Source organism: Archangium primigenium, assembly GCF_016904885.1.
Lineage (GTDB): Bacteria > Myxococcota > Myxococcia > Myxococcales > Myxococcaceae > Cystobacter > Cystobacter primigenius.
In genome coordinates this window covers 2,173,582-2,192,557 of record NZ_JADWYI010000001.1, presented here as the reverse complement: position 1 = coordinate 2,192,557, position 18,976 = coordinate 2,173,582, and the positions used below count along the sequence as shown (strand labels likewise).

Below are 18,976 nucleotides of genomic sequence, written 5' to 3'. Positions count from 1 at the left end.
CCGAAGCACGATGTACTCCCCCCGCTCTTGCATGAACCCGCGCGCCGTGTTGGCCGCGCTGCTCCTGGCGCTCGGCGCCGGGCAGTCGGCGTTTGCCCTTCCCGGCGGCGGGCGGACCCCCCAGAGCATCATCGACGCCCAGTCCGACGCGCCCCCGCAGCTCAAGGGCGTGGACGTGCTGGAGCACCTGGGCGAGCTCGTCGCCCTCGAGGCCAGGTTCACCGACTCCTCGGGCAAGCCCGTGGCGCTCCGGGACGTGCTGCCGCGCACCCGGCCGGTGTTGCTGACGCTTGTGTATTACAACTGCCCGCTGCTCTGTAACCTCGTCATCAACGAGCAGATCCGCACCATGCGCGAGCTGGGGCTCAAGCTCGGCGAGGACTACGAGGCGGTGACGGTCAGCATCGATCCGCAGGACACGCCCGCGCAGAGCCTGGAGCGGCGGCGCAAGCACCTGCAGTCCATGGGTCTGCCGGAGACGGCGCCGTGGCACTTCCTCACCGGCACCGAGGACAACATCCAGCGGCTGGCGGACTCGGTGGGCTTCAAGTTCGCCTACGACACGACGAGCAAGCAGTACGTCCATCCCGCGGTGGTGAATGTCATCACCCCGGAGGGCTCCATCTCGCGCTATCTGTACGGCACGTCGTTCAGGCCCCAGGACATGAAGCTGGCCCTGGTGGAAGCGGCGGGCGGCCGGGTGGGCACCAGTTTTGATCGTATCGTCCTGACCTGCTTCAAGTATGACACCGCCACACGGCGGTACGGCTTCTACATCTTTGGATTCCTCCGGATTGGCGCGCTCATGATCTTCGGCGCGCTCGCGAGCATGCTCGCGTACTACTGGAGGCGTGAGCTGAAGAAAGGCGCGGCAGCATGAACGAGTTGCTGAACAAACTCCTGTTCCTCCCGGAGCAGGCCTCGACCTTCGCGGAACGGGTGGACTCGCTCCACTACTTCGTCGTCACGGTGACGATGTTGAGCTCGTTCGTCACGGGCACCGCGGCGATCTACTTCTTCTTCCGCTACCGGCGCCGGGCGGACCACCAGACGACGGAGTACGTCATTCCGTCGGTGAAGACGGAGTTCGTCTTCGTCTCGCTGCCGCTCGTGTTCTTCCTGGCGTGGTTCGTCATCGGCTTCCGGGACTTCGTCTACGTGCAGACGCCGCCCAAGGACTCGATGGACGTCTACGTCATGGGCAAGCAGTGGATGTGGAAGTTCTCCTACCCGGAGGGCCCCAACGGGGTGAACGTGCTGCACGTGCCGGCCAACCGCCCGGTGCGTCTGCTCATCACCTCGCGTGACGTGCTCCACTCCTTCTTCGTGCCGGCCTTCCGCATCAAGATGGACGCGGTGCCGGGCCGCTACACGCAGACCTGGTTCGAGGCCACCAAGCCCGGCACGTACCAGATCCTCTGCACCGAATACTGCGGCCTGTCGCACTCCAAGATGCTGGGCGAGGTGGTCGTGCTCAGCCCCGAGGAGTGGGACGCGTGGGTGAAGGAGCAGCGCAAGGGCGGCCTGCAGAACCGCCAGGACGCGCTGGCGGACCTGGCGCTCGAGCCGGAGACGGCGCGCATGTCCGCCCAGGGCCAGAAGGTGGCGGCCGAGGTGGGGTGCTTCAAGTGCCACACCGTCAATGGCGAGCCGCACATCGGGCCCACGTTCCAGGGCATGTACGGCCGCATGGAGACGATGCAGGACGGCACCAGCCTGCGCGTGGACGAGGCCTACATCACCCAGTCCATGATGGACCCGGGCGCCCACCTCGTGACGGGCTTCCCCAATGTCATGCCCACCTTCCAGGGCAAGCTGACGGGACCGCAGACCGCGGCCATCGTCGAGTACATCAAGACCCTGCGCACCCCGGACATCCGCACCGGTGCCACACAAGGACCTGTTTATGAGCCCATCCAGTAGCACTGAAGCCGTGCCGGGCGCCGTGCCCGCGCCGGATGAGCATCACGAGCACCATCCGAGCTACCTGGTCGATGGCACCACGGTGAAGTCGTGGCTGCTGACGCTCGACCACAAGCGCATCGGGGTGATGTACCTCATCTGGGTCCTGCTCTTCTTCCTCATCGGTGGCACCTACGCGCTGGTGGTTCGCCTGGAGCTGCTCACGCCGGGCCCGACCATCATCGACGCGATGACGTACAACCGCGCCTTCACCATGCACGGCGTGGTGATGATCTTCCTGTTCATGATTCCCGCCATCCCGGGCGCCTTCGGCAACTTCATGCTGCCCTTGATGCTGGGGGCCAAGGACGTGGCGTTCCCGCGCCTCAACCTCTTGTCGCTCTATCTGCTCCTCATCGGGGCGATGATCGCCATCTGGGGCATGATCAACGGCGGCATGGACACGGGCTGGACGTTCTACACGCCCTACAGCACGCACACGACGACGACGGTGGCGCCCATCCTCTTCGGCGCGTTCATCATCGGCTTCAGCTCCATCGCCACGGGCCTCAACTTCATCGTCACCACGCACACCATGCGGGCGCCGGGCATCACCTGGTTCAAGATGCCCCTGTTCGTGTGGGCCATGTACGCCACGGCGTGCATCCAGGTGCTGGCGACGCCGGTGCTCGGCCTCGTGCTCCTCTTGGTGGTGGGCGAGCAGCTCTTCCACTTCGGCATCTTCGATCCGGCGCGCGGTGGAGATCCGGTGCTCTTCCAGCACCTGTTCTGGTTCTACTCGCACCCCGCCGTGTACATCATGGTGCTGCCCTCCTTCGGCGTGATGAGCGAGATCGTCGCCGCGTTCAGCCGCAAGAACATCTTCGGCTACCGCGCCGTGGCGTTCTCGTCGCTGGGCATCGCGTTCGTGGGCTTCTTCGCCTGGGGCCACCACATGTTCGTGTCGGGCCAGTCCACGTTCAACGCGGGCGTGTTCGCGGTGCTGACGATGCTGGTGGGCGTGTTCACCGCCATCAAGGTCTTCAACTGGGTGGGCACCGTCTACAAGGGCGCGGTCGACTTCAAGACGCCCTTCGCCTACTTCTGCGGCTTCCTCTACTTCACCGTGTTCGGCGGCATGACGGGCGTGGCCTTCGCCACGGCGTCGCTGGACGTGCCCTGGCACGACACCTACTTCGTGGTGGCGCACTTCCACTTCATCATGGTGGGCGCGACCATCATGGCCTTCATGGCGGCCATCCACTACTGGTTCCCCAAGATGTTCGGGCGCATGTACCACGAGGGATGGGGCCTGGTGTCCGCGGCGCTCATCATCCTGGGCTTCAACGCCACGTTCATTCCCCAGTTCCTCCTGGGCAACGCGGGCATGCCGCGGCGCTACTACGAGTACCCGGAGCGCTTCCAGACGCTCAACGTCGCCTCCACCGCGGGCGCGTCGCTGCTGGCGCTCGGCTTCATCATCTCCGCCATCTACCTGGTGTACGCGCTGGTGTACGGCGAGAAGGCCGCCTCCAACCCGTGGCACAGCAAGGGCTACGAGTGGCTGACCGAGTCCCCGCCGCCGACGCACAACTTCGTGGGCCCGCAGCCCATCTACACCGAGGAGCCCCACTTCTACGTGGATCCCGAGAAGGCCGAGGAACCCTATGAAGTCTGACGCCGCCGTCCCGGCCTACCCGGCCGGGACTCCTCCCGTCCCCCAGGTGGCCGCGCACTTCGCGTCGCTCGACGTGCAGCAGCACGCGGCACGGCTGGGCATGTGGCTGTTCCTGGCCACGGAAATCCTGCTCTTCGCCGGTCTGTTCGTCATCTACGCGAACTACCGGTTCATGTTCCACGACGGGTTCGCCGCCGCCAGCCGGCACCTGGACCTGTTCCTGGGCACCGTGAACACCATCGTGCTCATCACCTCCTCGTTCACCGCCGCCATGGCGGTGCACTACGCCCGGGAGGCGAAGAACCGCATGGTGGTGGTGATGTTCGTGCTGACCATCGCCATGGCGCTGGGCTTCCTCGTCATCAAGTACTTCGAGTACTCCCACAAGTTCCATGAGGGGCAGCTGCCCGGTCCCTACTTCTTCGATACCAACCCCGAGTTGCAGGTGGCCGGCGTGCCGATGTACTACGCCATCTACTTCCTCTCGACGGGTCTGCACGGCTTCCACGTGGTCATCGGCATGATCGTGCTGGCGTGGATCACGGTGAAGGCCTGGCGCAACGAGTTCAGCGGCCGCAACTACACCGCGGTCGAGCTGGGCAGCATGTACTGGCACCTCGTGGACCTGGTGTGGATCTTCCTCTTCCCCATGCTGTACCTCATCTAAGGGAACCGACCCTCCATGTCCGCGATCGCGAATGAGTCGTCCAAGGAATCACACGACATGCGGCACGAGCATCACTCGGGCCCCGGCATCTACGTCATCATCTGGATCGCCCTGATGGTGCTCACCGTCGTCACGGTGGTGACCGGCCGCATGCACATGCCGGACTGGGGTCTGGCGCTGGCGCTGGTGATTGCGTCGGTGAAGGGCACCTTGGTGGCGCTCTACTTCATGCACCTGTCCGAGCATCAGGGAGCCAACCGGCTCGTGTTCGGCTGCTCCATGCTGTTCGTGGTGCTGCTGCTGCTCTTCACGCTGTTCGACATCGGCACGCGCTTCCGTCCCACGCTGGCGCCCAACGGCCACCCGGTGCAGTGGCCGGTGGCCACCGGCCAGTCGCTGCCCTATGAAGGGCAGACGGGGCCGGCGCCGCTGGTCCCCACGCACTGAGACGTCCCCGGACGTCTTCCCCGCGGCGCCGAGGACTCGTCCCCGGCGCCGCGTTTTGTTTTTCGCGGGGCATTCTCTCGCGGGACATTTTTCGCGGGACGATGGAGGCCCGCCGCCCATGCACCTCGTGCCCGCCACCGACGCGCAGAAGGCCGAACGCGATGCCCTCACCTACGCGGAGTGGGGCAGCCTGCTCACCCCCGAGGCCTATGCCGCCCGGGAGCACCGGCTGCGCGCGCACGCCTGGTCCCGCGCGGACATGCGCACCTGGCTCTTGTGCGCGGAAGACGGCGCGGTGCTCGCCTCGTGCGAGACGTTCCGCACCCGCAGCTTCCTGAGGGACGCGGATGGGACACGCCAGCCGGGGGACAGCTTCGCCATCGCCAGCGTCTTCACCGAGCCCCACCTGCGGGGCCGGGGGCATGCCACGCACCTGATGGACCTGCTCGCCGCGGAGCTCGCCCGCCGGCCCCGCGCCCACGCCGCCCTGCTCTTCTCGGACGTGGGCCCCCGCCTCTACGCGCGCTCGGGCTACCTGCCCCAGCCCGCCTGGGACTGGCACCTCCCCCCCTCGCCCACCCCGCCCCCGGACGTCCAGGCCCTGCCCCGGGCCTCGGGCCTCGGGCCGGTGCTGGCGCGGCTGCGTCCCCCCGACGACGCCTTCTCTTTCTGGCCCACGCCCGAGCAGCTCGACTGGCACCTGGAGCGCGGGCGCATCTACGCCGAGCAGCTCGGCCGAGCCCAGCCGCCCTCGCTCGGCGCGGCCCGGGGCACGGACACCCTGGTCTGGTCCTTCGTGGCCAAGAGCAACACGCTCGTCGTGCTGTGGTTCGACGCGCGCTCGCCCGAGTCGGCCCACGCCCTGCTGGACGCGGCCCGGCACGAGGCCCACCTCGCGGGCCTGGAGCGCGTGGTGCTCTGGGAGGAGCCCGGCCTCGAGCCCCTGCTGGCCACGCATCCACACGCGCGGCGCGTGGCGCGCCCGGACGCGCTGCCCATGGTGCGGCCCCTGCGGCCCGAGGTGGCCCGGGCCCTGGAGCCCACCTCCGGACTGCCCTCCAGCCTGCCCTCCAGCCTGCTCCATGTCCCGCGGGGCCTCTGGGTTTGAGCTAGGGTGGCCCGACTCCATGGACTGCACCCGCTGTGGCGCCTGTTGCGTGGCGCCAGACATCGCCGCGCTCGACAAGCCCCTGGGCCTGCGCTGCCCCCACCTGGGCGCCGACAACCTGTGCACGGTGTATGACCGGCGGCCCCAGGTCTGCCGCGACTACGCGGCGGACGAGGTGTGCCGGCGCATCGACGCGCCCACGCTCGAGGAGCGGGTGCACAAGTACCTGGTGCTCTTCGAGCTGACGGACGAAGCGCGGCGGGTGCGCGAGAGCGGGTGTTCCTCCATGCGGCGCGCCCGCTCCGGGTGATATCCCCGGGCCGTGTCCTTCCAACCCACCCCTGCCTTCGTCCCCGCGACGGGCCTCGGTTCGCCCCACGCGCAGACCATCTACGCCTCGCTCGTGCGTCCCACGCTCGCGCCGCCCCTCAAGCGCGAGCGCTGGGAATTGCCCGACGGGGACTTCGTCGACCTGGACTCCTTCGACGGCCCCTCGGGGGCCCCGCACGTGGTGACCCTGCACGGGCTCGAGGGCTCCTCGCGCTCGGGCTACATCACCGCCATCCTGCGCGGCGCGGCCGACCGGGGCTGGGGCGCCACCGCCATCAACTTCCGCTCCTGTGGGGGCGAGAGCAACCGGCTCGCGCGCTCCTACCACTCGGGCGACATCCACGACGCGCTCTCCGTCATGCTCCACCTGCGCCAGCGGCTCACCGGTCCGCTCTACGCGGTGGGCTTCTCGCTCGGCGCCAACGTGCTGCTGCGCGTGCTGGAGGAGACGGGGGACGCCACGCCCATCACCGCCGCCGCCGCCGTGAGCGCGCCCTACGACTTGAGCGCCTGCGCCCACGCGCTCGACGCGCCGGGGCCCTTCGCGCGCCTCTACCGCCAGCGCTTCCTGCGCACCCTCAAGGCCAAGGCCCGCGAGAAGCTCTTGCGCTTTCCCGGCGCCTTCGACGCCCAGGCGCTCATGCGCGTGAACACCATCCGGGGCTTCGACGACGTCGTCACCGCGCCCCTGCATGGCTTCCGCGACGCGGCGCACTACTACGCCGAGGCCTCCTCGGGCCCGCACCTGCACCGCATCCGGCGTCCCACCCTGCTGCTGAGCGCCGAGGATGATCCGATGATTCCGGCCGCCACCCACCCGCGGGACCTGGGCGCCAACCCCCTCGTCCACCCGGTGGTGACCGCCCGGGGAGGTCATGTCGGTTTCGTGTCCGGCAGCGCCTGGGCTCCCGTCTTCTGGGGAGAGGCCCAGGTGCTGGCCTTCTTCGCCGCCCAAAAGTGAAAGAGCCCGGCTGGCCCCCACCAGCCGGGCTCCCTCGAAAGGCGCCCCCCTCCCTCGCCCTGCTTTCCTCCCCCCGGACGGCCCTCGGAGCAGGAGGCCCCCCAGCCCCCGTCCCCCAGTCCCCCGCCGCCCTTCCCCCGGAAAGCCCTCCCCCGTGTCGCGAGGGGACACCAAAGCACGCGCCATGCCAGGCGCCGCCGCGCGGGGAGGCTCCGTGATTCCAGGGGGTTGGCGGTGAAGGGGGGCGCGGACGTCCCGAAAAAACTCCAGGCGCCGTCCCGGAGGGCGGTGGAAAAGACGGGTCAGGCCTCGCCGATGGGCGGACGCAGCACCCGCAGCAGGTGCTGGGCGAGCAGGTCCCGCGTGGCGCGCTGCAGCTCCGCGAGCAGGAAGTGCAGCGCCTCGGCCGAGCCGTCGTGGACCTCGCGCACCCGCTCCTCCCCGCCGTCGAAGACCCGCAGGCGGCCCGGCACCAGGGTGATGAGGGGCTGGCGCGGGTAGCGCCGCTTGAGCAGTCCCAACATCAAGGGGGCGTCCTCGTCCGGCCGGCGCGCGTCCACCACCACCAGGGCGGGCTCCTCGTCCGCGAGCGCCTCCAGCAGTTCATCCGCGTCCGCCATGGCGACCACGGACAGGTCCGGCTGCGCCAGCAGGCGGGACAACAACTCCCGGGAGGGCCGATGAGGACTCAGGATGAGGATGCGGCGCATGGGGGGCGCAGCCTAGGGGCAATGCGACACGAAGAGGAGGGCCCCGCACCCGCACCCGGTGTATGACTTTGAACCTCGGACATTCCCTGCGCACCTCCGCCGTCCCGTGTCATGGACGGCCTCCTGACCGGGCGGGGAGACGTGGAAGGTCATGCGCTGGCGTGGGTGCGAGAATCGGGTTACTCCGATCTCTCCACCCAGGACATGGCGACCGAACTCCACTTCGATTGCGGCACCCTCGTGGCGCCCACGCTGCCCGATGACGGGGCCCTGCGGGGGCTGTTCCAACGGGATGCGCGCACCGGGGTGTACCGGACGGAGGCCCGGCACTACCGGGACGTGGTGCTGCGGCTGCGCGCGCTGGAGGCCCCCTACGAGGACCGGGCCCGGCGCTTCGAGCCGCTGGAGGTGGCGCTCACGGCCCCGGTGGAGCCCTACCCCCACCAACAGGCGGCGCTGGAGGCCTGGAGTCAGGCGGGCGGACGCGGGCTGGTGGAGCTGCCCACCGGCGCGGGCAAGACGCTGCTCGCGGTGCTGGCGATCGCGCGCATCCAGCGCCCCACCCTGGTGGTCGTCCCCACGCTGGACCTGATGACGCAGTGGCAGGGCGTGCTCTCGCGCCACCTGGGCGTGCCCGTGGGCATGCTGGGCGGCGGGGTGAGTGACCGGCGCCCCATCACGGTGACGACGTACGACTCGGCGGCGATGCAGACCGAGTTCCACGGCAACCACTTCGGCCTGCTCGTGTGCGACGAGTGCCACCACCTGCCGGCGCCCAGCTACCGCTTCATCGCCGAGGGCTCGCTGGCGCCCTACCGGCTGGGCCTCACCGCCACGCTGGAGCGCACCGACGGGGGCGAGCGCGTGTGCGAGGAGCTGCTCGGGCCGCTCGTGCACCGCACCGACATCCGCGAGTTGCAGGGGCGCTACCTGGCCCCGTACGAGGTGCGCCGGATCGAAGTGCCCCTCACCGCCGAGGAGCAGCCGCGCTACGACGAGGCGCGGGCGCGCTACCTGGCCTTCATCCGCGCGCGCGGCATCCGCTTCGACGTGCCCGAGGGCTGGGCGCGCTTCCTCGCGGAGAGCCAGCGCACGGACGAGGGCCGCGCGGCCCACCGCGCCTACCGGGAGCAGCGCCGCATCGCCCTCACCTCCAGCGCGAAGCTGGACGTGCTCTGGCGCGTGCTGCTCGAGCACCGCGAGGACCGGAGCATCGTCTTCACCGACGACAACGAGACGGTGTACACGCTCGCGCGGCGGCTGCTGCTGCCCGCGCTCACGCACCACACGCCCGTGCCCGAGCGCAAGGCGCTGCTCGCCGCGTTCGCCAGCGGGGAGCTCACGGTGCTGCTCACCTCGCGGGTGCTCAACGAGGGCGTGGACGTGCCCGAGGCGCGCGTGGGCATCGTGCTCAGCGGCAGCGGCAGCGTGCGCGAGCACGTGCAGCGCCTGGGCCGCATCCTGCGCCAGCGCCCCGGCAAGCGCGCCCTCCTGTACGAGGTGTGCTCGGCGCAGACGGCCGAGGCCTCCATCAGCGAGCGGCGGCGCCAGCACCGCGCCTACCAGGAAGGCCCGGGGGAGCCATGCTGACGCGCGAGCTGCTGCTCTTCCGCACGCGGGACGCCAAGCTGCGCCCCACCTTCGTCAAGCGCGAGGAGCCCGCCCTGCTCGCGCTCGCCAGGGAGCTGCTCGCCAGCGTGGAGGCGGGCCTCGGCCAGTCGCGCGACGAGGTGGAGGAGGCGCTGGGGCTGCGCGCGGGCGCCCACACGCGGCCCAAGGTGGCCCGGGGGCTGGTGAAGCTGCTCGTGGACCGGATGCGCTTCGAGGAGCCCGGCGAGGGCGCCAGCGAGGCGCGCGCGGTGCTCTTCCAGCAGGCGGCGCGGGTGCGGCGCGCGCTGCCTCCCGACGCGCGCGTGGAGGACTACGAGGCCCGGCTCGCCGAGGCCCTCGCCCAGCCCCTGCCCGCCCTGCGCGAGTCCCTGTATGCCGACCTCCCAGGTCACCGGCGGCTGCTCGGCTGGGACGCGCTCTCGCCCGCGGAGCTCATCGATCGCTACAACCTCGCCTTGGCCCAGGGGCCGCTGATGGACGCGCGCCGGCTGACGCTCCGGGCGCTCGCGCCCGAGCTGCTCCGGGTGCGCAAGGTGCTGCGCTGGCTCAAGTTCTGCCGGCTCGTCGCCGAGGTGCGCCGCGAGGGCGAGGACTGGGTGCTGGAGGTGGAGGGGCCGGGCGCCATGCTCTCGCTGCAGAAGAAGTACGGCCTGCAGCTGGCCAGCTTCCTCTCGGTGGTGCCCGTCTTGCGCTACTGGCGACTGTCCGCCCCGCTCCACCAGGCGCGCCGCGAGGCGACCCTGATTCTGGACGAGAAGGATCCCCTGGTGTCACCTCATGGGGCCGCGCTGGGCCACATCCCCCCCGAGGTGGCGTCGCTGGCGGAGGGCTTCGATGACGCGGAGTGGGAGCTGGATCTCTTGCCACTGCCCCGACACACGGGGGCCACCGGCTTGTGCGTGCCCGACGTGACGTTCCGCCACCGCCAGACGCGCCGCGAGGTGGCGCTGGAGCTCTTCCACGCGTGGCACGCGGGGCCCCTGGCGCGTCGGCTCGAGGAGCTGCGCTCGCGGCCGGATGAAGGCTTGTTGTTGGGAGTGGATCGGGCGCTGGCCAAGAGCACCCCGGAGCGTGAGGCACTGGAGGCACACCCGCAGGTGGTGCTCTTCCACGGTTTTCCATCGGCGAAGCGGCTGCGCGCGAGGCTCACCCCGTGAGACGAACGTCCGACCTACCCGTTCTTCTGTCCCAGGTGCGCGGCCACGAGGCTCAGCACGCGCAGGGAGTTGCGGTCCAACAAGCGCGCGCGGCGCAAGAGCCGGCGCAGCTCCGCAGGCTCACTGGCCTCGGGAGGCGTGGGGGGCGGTGTCCAGGACGGCGCCGCCTCGGCGGCCAGGCCCAGCGCCTCGTCCGCGGACAGCGCCAGCACCGCGCACAGCTTGCGGAAGGTGGGGACGCTCGGAAGCATGTTTCCCCGCTCCAGGCGCCCGTACACCTCCGTGGCGATGCCCACGCGCTCCGCCACGTCTTCTTGTGTGAGGTTGAGGCGCTGCCGGGCTGCGCGTGCGCACTCTCCCAGCCTGGTTGCGAGCTTTTTTGCCATTGTCCCGGGACCCGAGTGGTTCATCGGTGGCAATATGACTCGGGAGGTTGGTTTCCCAGGACGACTGGGGTAGTATCTCCGTCCGAGGACCCGTCACGTTACATAGAGAAAGCAGGGGTTTCCGGATGACCACGGACACCACGCCCTCCTATCTCTTCGTCGACGAGGATCCCCTCCAACTCTCCGCGCTGCGCCGGCTGTTGCGCGACGTGCCCGGGCACAAGCGCGCGGCCACCAGCGGGGAGGAAGCCCTGCGCATGGCCGAGGACGAGGCCCCCTCCGTCGTCATCGCCGCGTACATCCTGCCGGGCATGGATGGGTTGTCGTTGATCGCCGCGCTGCGCGAGCGCCTGCCCCATACGCGCTACGGCCTGCACACCACGCAGCTGCCCGGACGCGACATCGTCCCGCCCGGCATCACCATCCTGCTCAAGCCCTGTCCGCCCGAGCGGCTGCGGGCCTTCCTGCTGTCGGCGGTGCCCGCGCCTCGCGGGTGAGCCCCGAGGCCCGCGCCCCGCGCGGCGACTACGACTTCTTGGCCGCCTCGTCCATCTTCTGGCGCAGGCTCAGCGGGCGCATGTCCGTCCACACTTCCTTGATGTACGCGAGGCACTCGTCCTTGTTGCCCTGCTTGCCCGCGTCCTTCCAGCCCAGGGGGTTCTCCCGGTCCGCGGGCCAGATGGAGTACTGCTCCTCGTGATTGACCACGACCTTGTACTGGATGTTGTCGGCGCTCTCGCTCATGGGGTGCATTCCACCCCACCCTCCCCGCGGGCGTCAACGCCTTCCAGCGCCGCCGGGAGCGCGTGACCTGGCCAACCTCTTAGGTCGGGCGGCGCGAAACCCCAGGCTTCCAACGACCCGACCCCAGAGGTTGGAAGGCGTGTTCAGCGCGAGCCACGCGTGAGCGCGCGGGCGTACTCCTGGGCCACCCGGGTGAAGCGCGCGCCGCCCAGGCCGCTCACGTACTGGCGCACCATGGCGCGCGTGGCCCCCACGTAGAAGAGGGCGCGGCGCGTGCGCTCCAGCTCGCGCTCCTGCCGCCCCGCCTTGCCCTCCATCCACGCCATGTCGTCCAGGGCATCCACGCCACAGAAGAACACCACGGGGCTCTCGTGGCCCTTGCAGGAGAAGGCCGTCGTCACCCGGAGGTAGTCCACCGCGCCCACGCTGAAGGCGGCCACGTCCTCGCCGCCCCGGCCGCCGAAGGCCACCGCCTTGAGCCCCTCGCGCTCCAGCGCCTCGGCCAGCCGCGCGGGCCGCACCGGCGCCACCACCAGCACGTCCGAGGGCCGCACCCCCTCGTGCCGCATCAGCCGCTTCACCTCGCGCACGAGCCACGCCTCCTCGTCCCGGGCCGAGTCGAAGGCGCGCACCTGGGGGCTCCACCCCTCGCGCTCGCCGCTGCGCAGCCGGAAGAGCCCATCCACCCCCGGCACCGGCTCCTCCAACAGGCCCTGCTCGCGCAGCTCGCTCGCGCGCATGAACTCGCGCATGCCCGGGTTGCCCACCCGGTGCAGGCCGAGCGGATCCAACACCACGTTGAAGGCCAGCTCGGACACCTGGCGCGTGGAGCGGAACGTCTCGCGCAGCACCCGCACGCGGCCGGTGAAGTCCAGGCCGTCCGGCAGCTCCTGGCGCAGGGCCTCCACGGCGCTGTGGCCGTAGACGTTCTGGGAGTCGTCCGCGAAGAGCAGGAAGGCCTTGAGCGGCGTGCCCTCCTCGCGCGAGAGCGGCCGGGCGAGCCCGTACAGGTGGGCGAGCTCCGCGGCGCTCAGGTCCTGCGCCTCGTCCACGAAGACGGCGTCGAAGCTCTCCTTCGCGTAGCCGCCCGTGCCCGTCATGTGCATGAGCGTCACGCGGTGCAGGTAGAACGAGGCGCGCCGGCCCAGGCGCTGGCGCAAGGCCGAGTCCACCAGGCGCGTGAGCAGCGGCGTGAGCGCCTTGTTGAAGAAGGACACCAGCACGCGCGCCTCGGGGTGCTCGGCGAGGTAGCGCGCCACCCAGTGCGCCAGCACGTACGTCTTGCCGCTGCCCGCCACCCCGCGCACCAGGTGGTGCCCCTCGTCGAAGCGCCGCTCGAAGAGCGACACCTGCTCCTGGGTGAAGAGCGGCCCCATCTCCCGCAGCACGTCGATCTCCTGGCCCAGGCCGTCGGGCCGCGTCGCCGTGCGCGCGCGCACGCCCGGCATCACCAGCAGCGGCTGCAGGGAGAAGCGCGGCTCCAGGCGCGGCGCCACCGGGGTGAGCAGCTCGAGCAGCTGCGAGGGGATGGCCGCCTCGGACTCGGCGCGCGAGGACAGGACGAAGAGGTACTCGCGCGCGCGACTGGCCGCCACGTTGAGCATGGGCGTGAGCTCGCTGGGCGCGAAGGGGCGTCCGGCGGCCACCGTGTCCACCACCACCACGTCGTACTCGGTGCCCTGCTGCCGGTGGATGGTGGAGGCCTGGAAGCGCGACTCGTTCCAGCCCCGCTCCTCGGCCATGCCGCGCAGGAGGCCCGCCTGGGCCCGGTAGGGCGTCACCGCGAGCACCTTGAGCCCCGCCTTGAGCGCGGGCGCGGCGAGCGCCATCACCAGCTCCGCGGAGAAGGGGCGCCGGTAGCCATGGCCCGAGTCCCCGCGCTCGTGGCACACCCGGCGCGCATCGCGCGTGGCCTCGTCCAGCACCACCCAGCACGCGCGCGCCGCCGGGAAGGCGTCCACCGTCTTGTGCGCGCGCGTGCGTGGCCCCTCGCCGTCCTCCAGCATGCCCGCGTAGCTGAAGTGGCTCACCACCGCGCCAATCTGCGGGTGCATGCGGTGCTGGGCGCGCAGGAGCAGCACGTGCGGCAACTCCGCCGCGGCGCGCGCGTCCTCCAGGTGCGACAGGGGCGAGCTGCGCATCCACGTCTGCACCGGCCGCTCCCCGCCCTCCAGCGCCCGGCTCACCGGACCAATCTGCTTGGGGTCTCCCCCGAGCAGCACCTTGCGCGCGAGCGGCGCGAGCAGCCCCACCGCCGCGCGCGACACCATGCCCGCCTCGTCCACCACCAGCCGGTCGAAGCGCTGGGCCCCGTCCAGCTCGGACACGAGCCGCAGCGCCCGGTGCACGGTGAGCACCATGAGCGTGGCGTAGCCCTCGCGCGCCACGAAGAGCGTCTCGTCCGTGAGCCCATCGCGCACCTTGCGCAGCTCCGCCTTCACCGCCGCCATGCGCGAGGAGGACGCGTTGCCGAGGAACTCCTCGCGCACGCGCTCCTCCATGTGCTGGATGCGCGCCGCGTGCTTCTGGTAGCCCGCGTCGTGCAGGAGCGCGGGGAAGGCCCGGGTGAGCTCCTGGCCCACGCCCAGGCCCCCCCGGAAGACGCGGCACGTGGTGTCCGGGGCATGCAGGGCACCCGCCTGGGACAACATGCGCGCCACGCGCAGGGCCAGCGTGTCCGCGGCGCGGTTGGTGGGCGCCACCGCGAGGATGCGCTCGCGGGGGTTGTTCCGCACGGCCTGGGCGAGCAGCCGCGCCATCGTCTCCGTCTTGCCCGTGCCCGGCGGCCCCCAGAGCAGCGCCCAGGGCTTCTCCCAGAGGTGCTCGGGGCCCTGGCTCGGTCCGGTGCCGTCGTCCGGGATGAGGCCCCGCACCCGCTCGAGCGCCTCGCGCACGTCCGCGCCCCGCGCGTCATAGGCCTTGGAGGCGGCCACCAGCGCCTCGGAGAAATCGTAGGGCTGGAAGGCCCAGCGGTCCACCGAGGTGACGGCCGGCGGGATGTGGCCCATCGAGCGCGTGGAGAGGAAGACGCGGCCCGTGGTGGGATCCAGGTGGACGATCTCTCCGATGAAGCGGCGCTCGTCGGGGAGGAAGCCGATGAGCTGGCCGCCGCTCCAGCTCGGGTCCGCCGCCGGCAGGGGCGTCAGGCCGAGCATGGACTCGTCCTCCAGCCGCACGTCCACCGCCCCCTTGAGCATCACCCACCGGTAGAGCGACCGCTCACTCTCCAGCGCCGCCAGCACGTCCTCGGGCAGCACCGAGCGCACGACGAGGTCCACCGGCTCGGCGGCCGGGGCCCGGAAGGCGGGGGGCTCCTTCGCGCGCGCGGAGGAGCGAGGGGTGGGAAGGGGCTTCTCCATGGGCCAGACGGGGCGCCCATGCTGCCCTGGCGCGGCACGGAGGAAAAGCGACAAGCCCCGCCCCCACCGCCGCCCGGCTGGCTGCTTTCCCGTCGCGAGAAACCCCGCCCCCGCTCGGGCGTCCAGTAGAGTGGACGGTGTCCCCGGAAACCGCATGAAGCTCTACGCCCTCAGTGATTTGCATCTCCGCTACGAGCCCAACCGGCGGGCGCTCGAATCGCTCGCGTCCCATCCGGACGACTGGCTCATCGTCGCCGGGGACGTGGGCGAGACACGCGACGACATGGACTTCGCCTGGCGCACGCTGACGGCCCGCTTCGGGCGGGTGCTGTGGGTTCCGGGCAACCACGAGCTGTGGACGCTGTCGCGCGAGCCGGGCGCGCTGCGCGGGGACGCGCTCTACCAGGACCGGGTGGCGCAGTGCCGCGCGTATGGCGTGCTCACCCCGGAGGACCCCTACCCGCGCTGGCCCGGCGAGGGGCCCCACCGCGTGCTGGTGCCGCTCTTCCTGCTCTACGACTACTCCTTCCGGCCGGACGACGTCACCGAGCAGGGCGCGCTGGACTGGGCGCTCGCGGCCAACATCCTGTGCACCGACGAGGCCGTGCTCCACCCGGACCCCTACCCCACGCGCGCCGCCTGGTGCGCCGCGCGCGTGGAGTCGACCCTGGCCCGGCTGGCGACGCTGCCCGCCGACTGCAAGACGCTGCTCATCAACCACTTCCCCCTGCGCTACGAGCACGTGCGCCTGCCGCGCATCCCCCGCTTCTCGCTGTGGTGCGGCACCAAGAAGACCGAGGACTGGCACACGCGCTTTCGCGCCGAGGTGGTCGTCACCGGCCACCTGCACATGCCCGCCACGCTGTGGCGCGATGGCGTGCGCTTCGAGGAGGTCTCGCTCGGCTACCCCAAGCAGTGGACCTGGCGCGGGGACATCTCCCAGTGCCTGCGGGAGATCCTCCCCGGCCCCGCGCGCTGAGCGCCCCCGCGGCGGGCGCGCACTGCGCGTGAGAACGGTGTCCTCAAACGACACCCACCCGCGCGTGCACCGTCCACGTCGTCTTCTCCGCGATGACACGCTCCAGCGGGAGGGGGCGCGCGAAGGGGCGCCCGCCCGCGACTCCCCACACGGGTGAAGTCCCCTTGCCCCTGTCAGGACGCGTCACGACCTCATGAACACGGGGCCCATGAGGGGCATGACGTGCGAATGGTAATGGCTGAGGTAAGTCCGCTCGTTGTCTGAATGCACGCGGCCCGAAAGCGGACGCAGCCCTCGCGCTATAGGGCGAGGTCCAACCATCGAGGACACATGGCAGATCAGCCAGATGGAGAGCAGGCACAAGCCGAGGCCCTGGCACGGGCCCAGGTTCAGGGACAGGATCTCCCGGCGCTGGAGCGGGAGCTGAGCGTGCTGGTACGGCGCTCGGTGCTGTCGCTGTGGAGCAACAAGCGCGACGAGAACGGAGTGGATCGCTGGACCTACGCCCTGCTCATGCGGCTGGCGGAGGAAGGCCCCACGCGCGTGGGCGACGTGGCGCGCCGCTTCGGCATCGACAAGTCCACCGCGAGCCGACACCTGGGCCGCATGGAGGAGCAGGGCCTGGTGCAGGGCATCCCGGACGAGAGCGATGCCCGCTCGGTGCTGCTGCGCATCACGCCCCAGGGCGCCGAGCATCTCAGCGCGGCCCGCTCCCGGCGGCTCAGGATACTGCGGACCATCTTCGACGCCTGGCCCGAGCAGGATCGCACGGAACTCACCCGGCTGCTAGGCCGGCTCAACACGGAGTTGGATCAGGCCAGCGGCTTCTAGCCAGCGCCGCCAGCGGGGCGCGCGCCTTGAGCAGCACCTCCTCCCACTCGGCCTCGGGTTGGGAGAGCGCCACCACCGCTCCGCCCACGCCGAGCGACAGGGCCTCCGGACACACGACGGCGGTGCGGATGACGATGTTGAGGTCCGCGCCCCCCCCGACACCCAAGAAGCCGATGGCGCCCGAGTAGGGGCCTCGCGCCGCGCCCTCCAGCCGGTCCAACAGCGCCAGGGTGCGCTTCTTCGGCGCCCCCGTCATGGAGCCGCCTGGAAAAGCGGCCTGGATGCAGTCCACCGCCGTCGACTCGGGCCGCAGACGGCCCCGGATGGTGCTCACCAACTGGTGCACCGTGGCGTAGCGCTCCACGTCCATGAGCACGGGCACGTGCACGCTGCCCACCTCGCACACGCGGCCCAGGTCGTTGCGCACCAGGTCCACGATCATCAGGTTCTCCGAGCGCTCCTTCTCGCTCGCGCGCAGCGCCGCCTCGAGCCGCGCGTCCTCCTCCGCGTCGCGGCCCCGGGCCACGGTGCCCTTGATGGGCTTGGACTCCACGAGCCCCGCGCGGTCGATGCGCAGGAAGCGCTCGGGTGACGAGCACGCGAGCGCGGTGTCCCCGAGGCGCAGGAAGGCGGCGTAGGGCGTCGGGGACACGCGGCGCAGGCGCCGGTAGTAGGCGAGCGGCTCCGGCGGGGGCGCGGTGCGCAGGGTGTTGGTGAGGCACACCTCGTAAGTCTCGCCCTCGCGGATCTCCCGCTGGCAGGCGGCGATGTCGGCGAGGTAGCGCTCGCGGGAGCGCGCGAACTGGACCTCGGGCGCGGGGCCGGCCGGCGTCTCGGCGAGGGGCGGCGCCGGGGGCACCGCGCGCAGCCGCGCCTCCAGCGTGTCCAGCCAGGCCTCCGCCCCGGCCGCGTCCTCCTCTCGCGCGAGGCACACCCCATACACCACACGCTCCTGGGCATCGAAGGCCAGCAGCCGGTCCGCCAGCAGCAGGTGCGCATCCGGCAGGGGCGACACATGCGCCGCGTCTCCCCCGCACTCCGCCTTGAGCTCGTAGCCGAGGTAGCCCACGAAGCCGCCGTTGAAGTCGAAGGGCAGCGCCTCGGACACCACCCGGCGTCGGGCGAGCTCGCGGCGCAGGTAGTCGAAGAGCGACTCGTCCCGGCGCTCGGTGTGCGTCCCCCGCGTCACCCACAACGCCCGGGGCTGGACGTGGTAGCGGACCTCGAGGCCCTCCGGGCCCCCGGCCTCGCCCATGAAGGAGAAGCGCGACAGGCCCGGCTCCACCCGGCTGCTGTCCAGCCAGAAGGCCCGGGGCGCCTCGCCGAAGAGGTGGAGGAAGACGGCCTCCGGCTCGGGGAAGAGCGGCAGGCGTCGGAAGCGGACGGTGAAGCGCTCCGCCGCGACGGGCGCACGCGCCTCCTCCCGCGCCGCGGCGAGGGACGGCGCGGGCCCCGCGCGCACGGGCCGTCGATGCGTCTGGAGGAAGGCCCGGCTCAGCGCCTGGAAGTTCTCGAACAGCCGCCGGCCGTGCTCGCTGCGAATGGACTCGGGATGGAACTGGACACCCCACTGGGGCAGGTCCCGGTGGCGCAGGCCCATCACGAGCCCGTCGGCGGTCCAGGCGGTGCGCTCCAGGCACGCGGGGAGGTCCGTCACCATCAAGGAGTGGTAGCGCACGGCGGAGAAGCCCTGGGGCACCCCCGCGAACAACCCCATGCCGTCATGGAGGATGGCGCTCGCCCGACCGTGCATCACCTCGGGCGCGTGGACCACCCGGGCCCCGTGGACATGGCCCAGGCCCTGGTGGCCCAGACACACGCCCAGCACCGGCCACGTGGCCTGCTGGAGCAGGCGCGTGCAGACGCCGAAGTCCGTGGCGCGCTCGGGCCGGCCCGGGCCCGGCGAGAGCACCACCTGGTCGAAGTCGAGCGACTGGAGGTGGGCCCAGTCGACGTCGTTGCGCACCACGAGCGGCGGCGTGCCGGAGACCTCGGCGCACAACTGGTACAGGTTGAAGGTGAAGGAGTCGTAGTTGTCGACGAGAAGCGTCTTCATGACCGTCAGGCACACGCCGGGGCGAACGACAGAGGCCGCCCCGGAGACAT

General features: G+C 71.0%; 18 protein-coding genes. 13 read left to right on the top strand and 5 right to left on the bottom strand.

Translation table 11 applies throughout. From position 1 onward, the window contains the following. Positions 1–10: 10 nt before the first annotated feature. From I3V78_RS09300 to I3V78_RS09265, 8 genes are all read left to right on the top strand, one after another. Positions 11–880, top strand: a complete 870-nt coding sequence (locus I3V78_RS09300; RefSeq protein ID WP_204486161.1) for an SCO family protein — start codon at positions 11–13, stop codon at positions 878–880. Continuing rightward, positions 877–1,923, top strand: coding sequence for a cytochrome c oxidase subunit II (gene coxB, locus I3V78_RS09295; RefSeq protein WP_204486159.1), 1,047 nt, complete (start codon positions 877–879; stop codon positions 1,921–1,923). The genes I3V78_RS09300 and coxB overlap by 4 nt, the downstream gene beginning before the upstream one ends. Next, positions 1,907–3,580 (top strand): cbb3-type cytochrome c oxidase subunit I, encoded by a 1,674-nt coding sequence (locus I3V78_RS09290; protein ID WP_204486157.1) that lies wholly within the window; start codon positions 1,907–1,909, stop codon positions 3,578–3,580. Before coxB ends, I3V78_RS09290 begins: the two co-directional genes overlap by 17 nt. Continuing rightward, entirely contained in the window at positions 3,570–4,247 is a 678-nt protein-coding gene (locus I3V78_RS09285; protein WP_204486155.1) for a cytochrome c oxidase subunit 3 family protein, read from the top strand. The genes I3V78_RS09290 and I3V78_RS09285 overlap by 11 nt, the downstream gene beginning before the upstream one ends. 57 nt (positions 4,248–4,304) lie before the next feature. Next, positions 4,305–4,694, top strand: coding sequence for a cytochrome C oxidase subunit IV family protein (locus tag I3V78_RS09280; protein WP_239576363.1), 390 nt, complete (start codon positions 4,305–4,307; stop codon positions 4,692–4,694). A 118-nt stretch (positions 4,695–4,812) separates the two neighbouring features. Beyond that, on the top strand, positions 4,813–5,802 hold the full coding sequence (locus I3V78_RS09275; protein ID WP_204486149.1) for a GNAT family N-acetyltransferase: 990 nt from the start codon (positions 4,813–4,815) through the stop codon (positions 5,800–5,802). 19 nt (positions 5,803–5,821) lie between these two features. Beyond that, positions 5,822–6,112, top strand: coding sequence for a YkgJ family cysteine cluster protein (locus tag I3V78_RS09270; protein WP_204486147.1), 291 nt, complete (start codon positions 5,822–5,824; stop codon positions 6,110–6,112). Between the two features lie 12 nt (positions 6,113–6,124). Continuing rightward, entirely contained in the window at positions 6,125–7,093 is a 969-nt protein-coding gene (locus I3V78_RS09265; RefSeq protein ID WP_204486145.1) for an alpha/beta fold hydrolase, read from the top strand. Between the two features lie 302 nt (positions 7,094–7,395). Here I3V78_RS09265 and I3V78_RS09260 read toward each other — a convergent pair whose 3' ends face one another. Next, the gene (locus tag I3V78_RS09260; protein WP_204486143.1) at positions 7,396–7,803 is read right to left on the bottom strand and encodes a response regulator; all 408 of its coding nucleotides are present in this window, start codon (positions 7,801–7,803) and stop codon (positions 7,396–7,398) included. Between the two features lie 204 nt (positions 7,804–8,007). Here I3V78_RS09260 and I3V78_RS09255 point away from each other — a divergent pair, with 204 nt between their 5' ends. After that, positions 8,008–9,393, top strand: a complete 1,386-nt coding sequence (locus I3V78_RS09255) for a DEAD/DEAH box helicase family protein (protein WP_204486141.1) — start codon at positions 8,008–8,010, stop codon at positions 9,391–9,393. Then, entirely contained in the window at positions 9,387–10,571 is a 1,185-nt protein-coding gene (locus tag I3V78_RS09250) for a DUF790 family protein (protein ID WP_204486138.1), read from the top strand. The genes I3V78_RS09255 and I3V78_RS09250 overlap by 7 nt, the downstream gene beginning before the upstream one ends. Before the next feature lie 14 nt (positions 10,572–10,585). Here the strand turns inward: I3V78_RS09250 and I3V78_RS09245 are convergent, their stop codons facing one another. After that, a complete protein-coding gene (locus tag I3V78_RS09245) occupies positions 10,586–10,957 on the bottom strand; it encodes a helix-turn-helix transcriptional regulator (protein ID WP_204486136.1) in 372 nt (123 codons plus the stop codon). 125 nt (positions 10,958–11,082) lie between these two features. Here I3V78_RS09245 and I3V78_RS09240 point away from each other — a divergent pair, with 125 nt between their 5' ends. Further along, on the top strand, positions 11,083–11,454 hold the full coding sequence (locus tag I3V78_RS09240; RefSeq protein ID WP_204486133.1) for a response regulator: 372 nt from the start codon (positions 11,083–11,085) through the stop codon (positions 11,452–11,454). Between the two features lie 28 nt (positions 11,455–11,482). Here the strand turns inward: I3V78_RS09240 and I3V78_RS09235 are convergent, their stop codons facing one another. Both I3V78_RS09235 and I3V78_RS09230 read right to left on the bottom strand, forming a co-directional pair. Beyond that, on the bottom strand, positions 11,483–11,701 hold the full coding sequence (locus I3V78_RS09235) for an MbtH family protein (RefSeq protein WP_204486131.1): 219 nt from the start codon (positions 11,699–11,701) through the stop codon (positions 11,483–11,485). A gap of 143 nt (positions 11,702–11,844) precedes the next feature. Then, the gene (locus tag I3V78_RS09230) at positions 11,845–15,060 is read right to left on the bottom strand and encodes an AAA family ATPase (protein WP_204486124.1); all 3,216 of its coding nucleotides are present in this window, start codon (positions 15,058–15,060) and stop codon (positions 11,845–11,847) included. Positions 15,061–15,214: 154 nt separating this feature from the next. Between I3V78_RS09230 and I3V78_RS09225 the strand changes: the two genes are divergently transcribed. Beyond that, positions 15,215–16,039, top strand: a complete 825-nt coding sequence (locus I3V78_RS09225; protein WP_204486122.1) for a metallophosphoesterase family protein — start codon at positions 15,215–15,217, stop codon at positions 16,037–16,039. A gap of 330 nt (positions 16,040–16,369) precedes the next feature. Next, a complete protein-coding gene (locus I3V78_RS09220; RefSeq protein WP_204486120.1) occupies positions 16,370–16,870 on the top strand; it encodes a MarR family winged helix-turn-helix transcriptional regulator in 501 nt (166 codons plus the stop codon). Here I3V78_RS09220 and pabB read toward each other — a convergent pair. Next, on the bottom strand, positions 16,836–18,926 hold the full coding sequence (gene pabB / locus I3V78_RS09215; protein ID WP_204486118.1) for an aminodeoxychorismate synthase component I: 2,091 nt from the start codon (positions 18,924–18,926) through the stop codon (positions 16,836–16,838). The two genes, I3V78_RS09220 and pabB, sit on opposite strands and share 35 nt — an antisense overlap. Between the last annotated feature and the right edge of the window lie 50 nt (positions 18,927–18,976).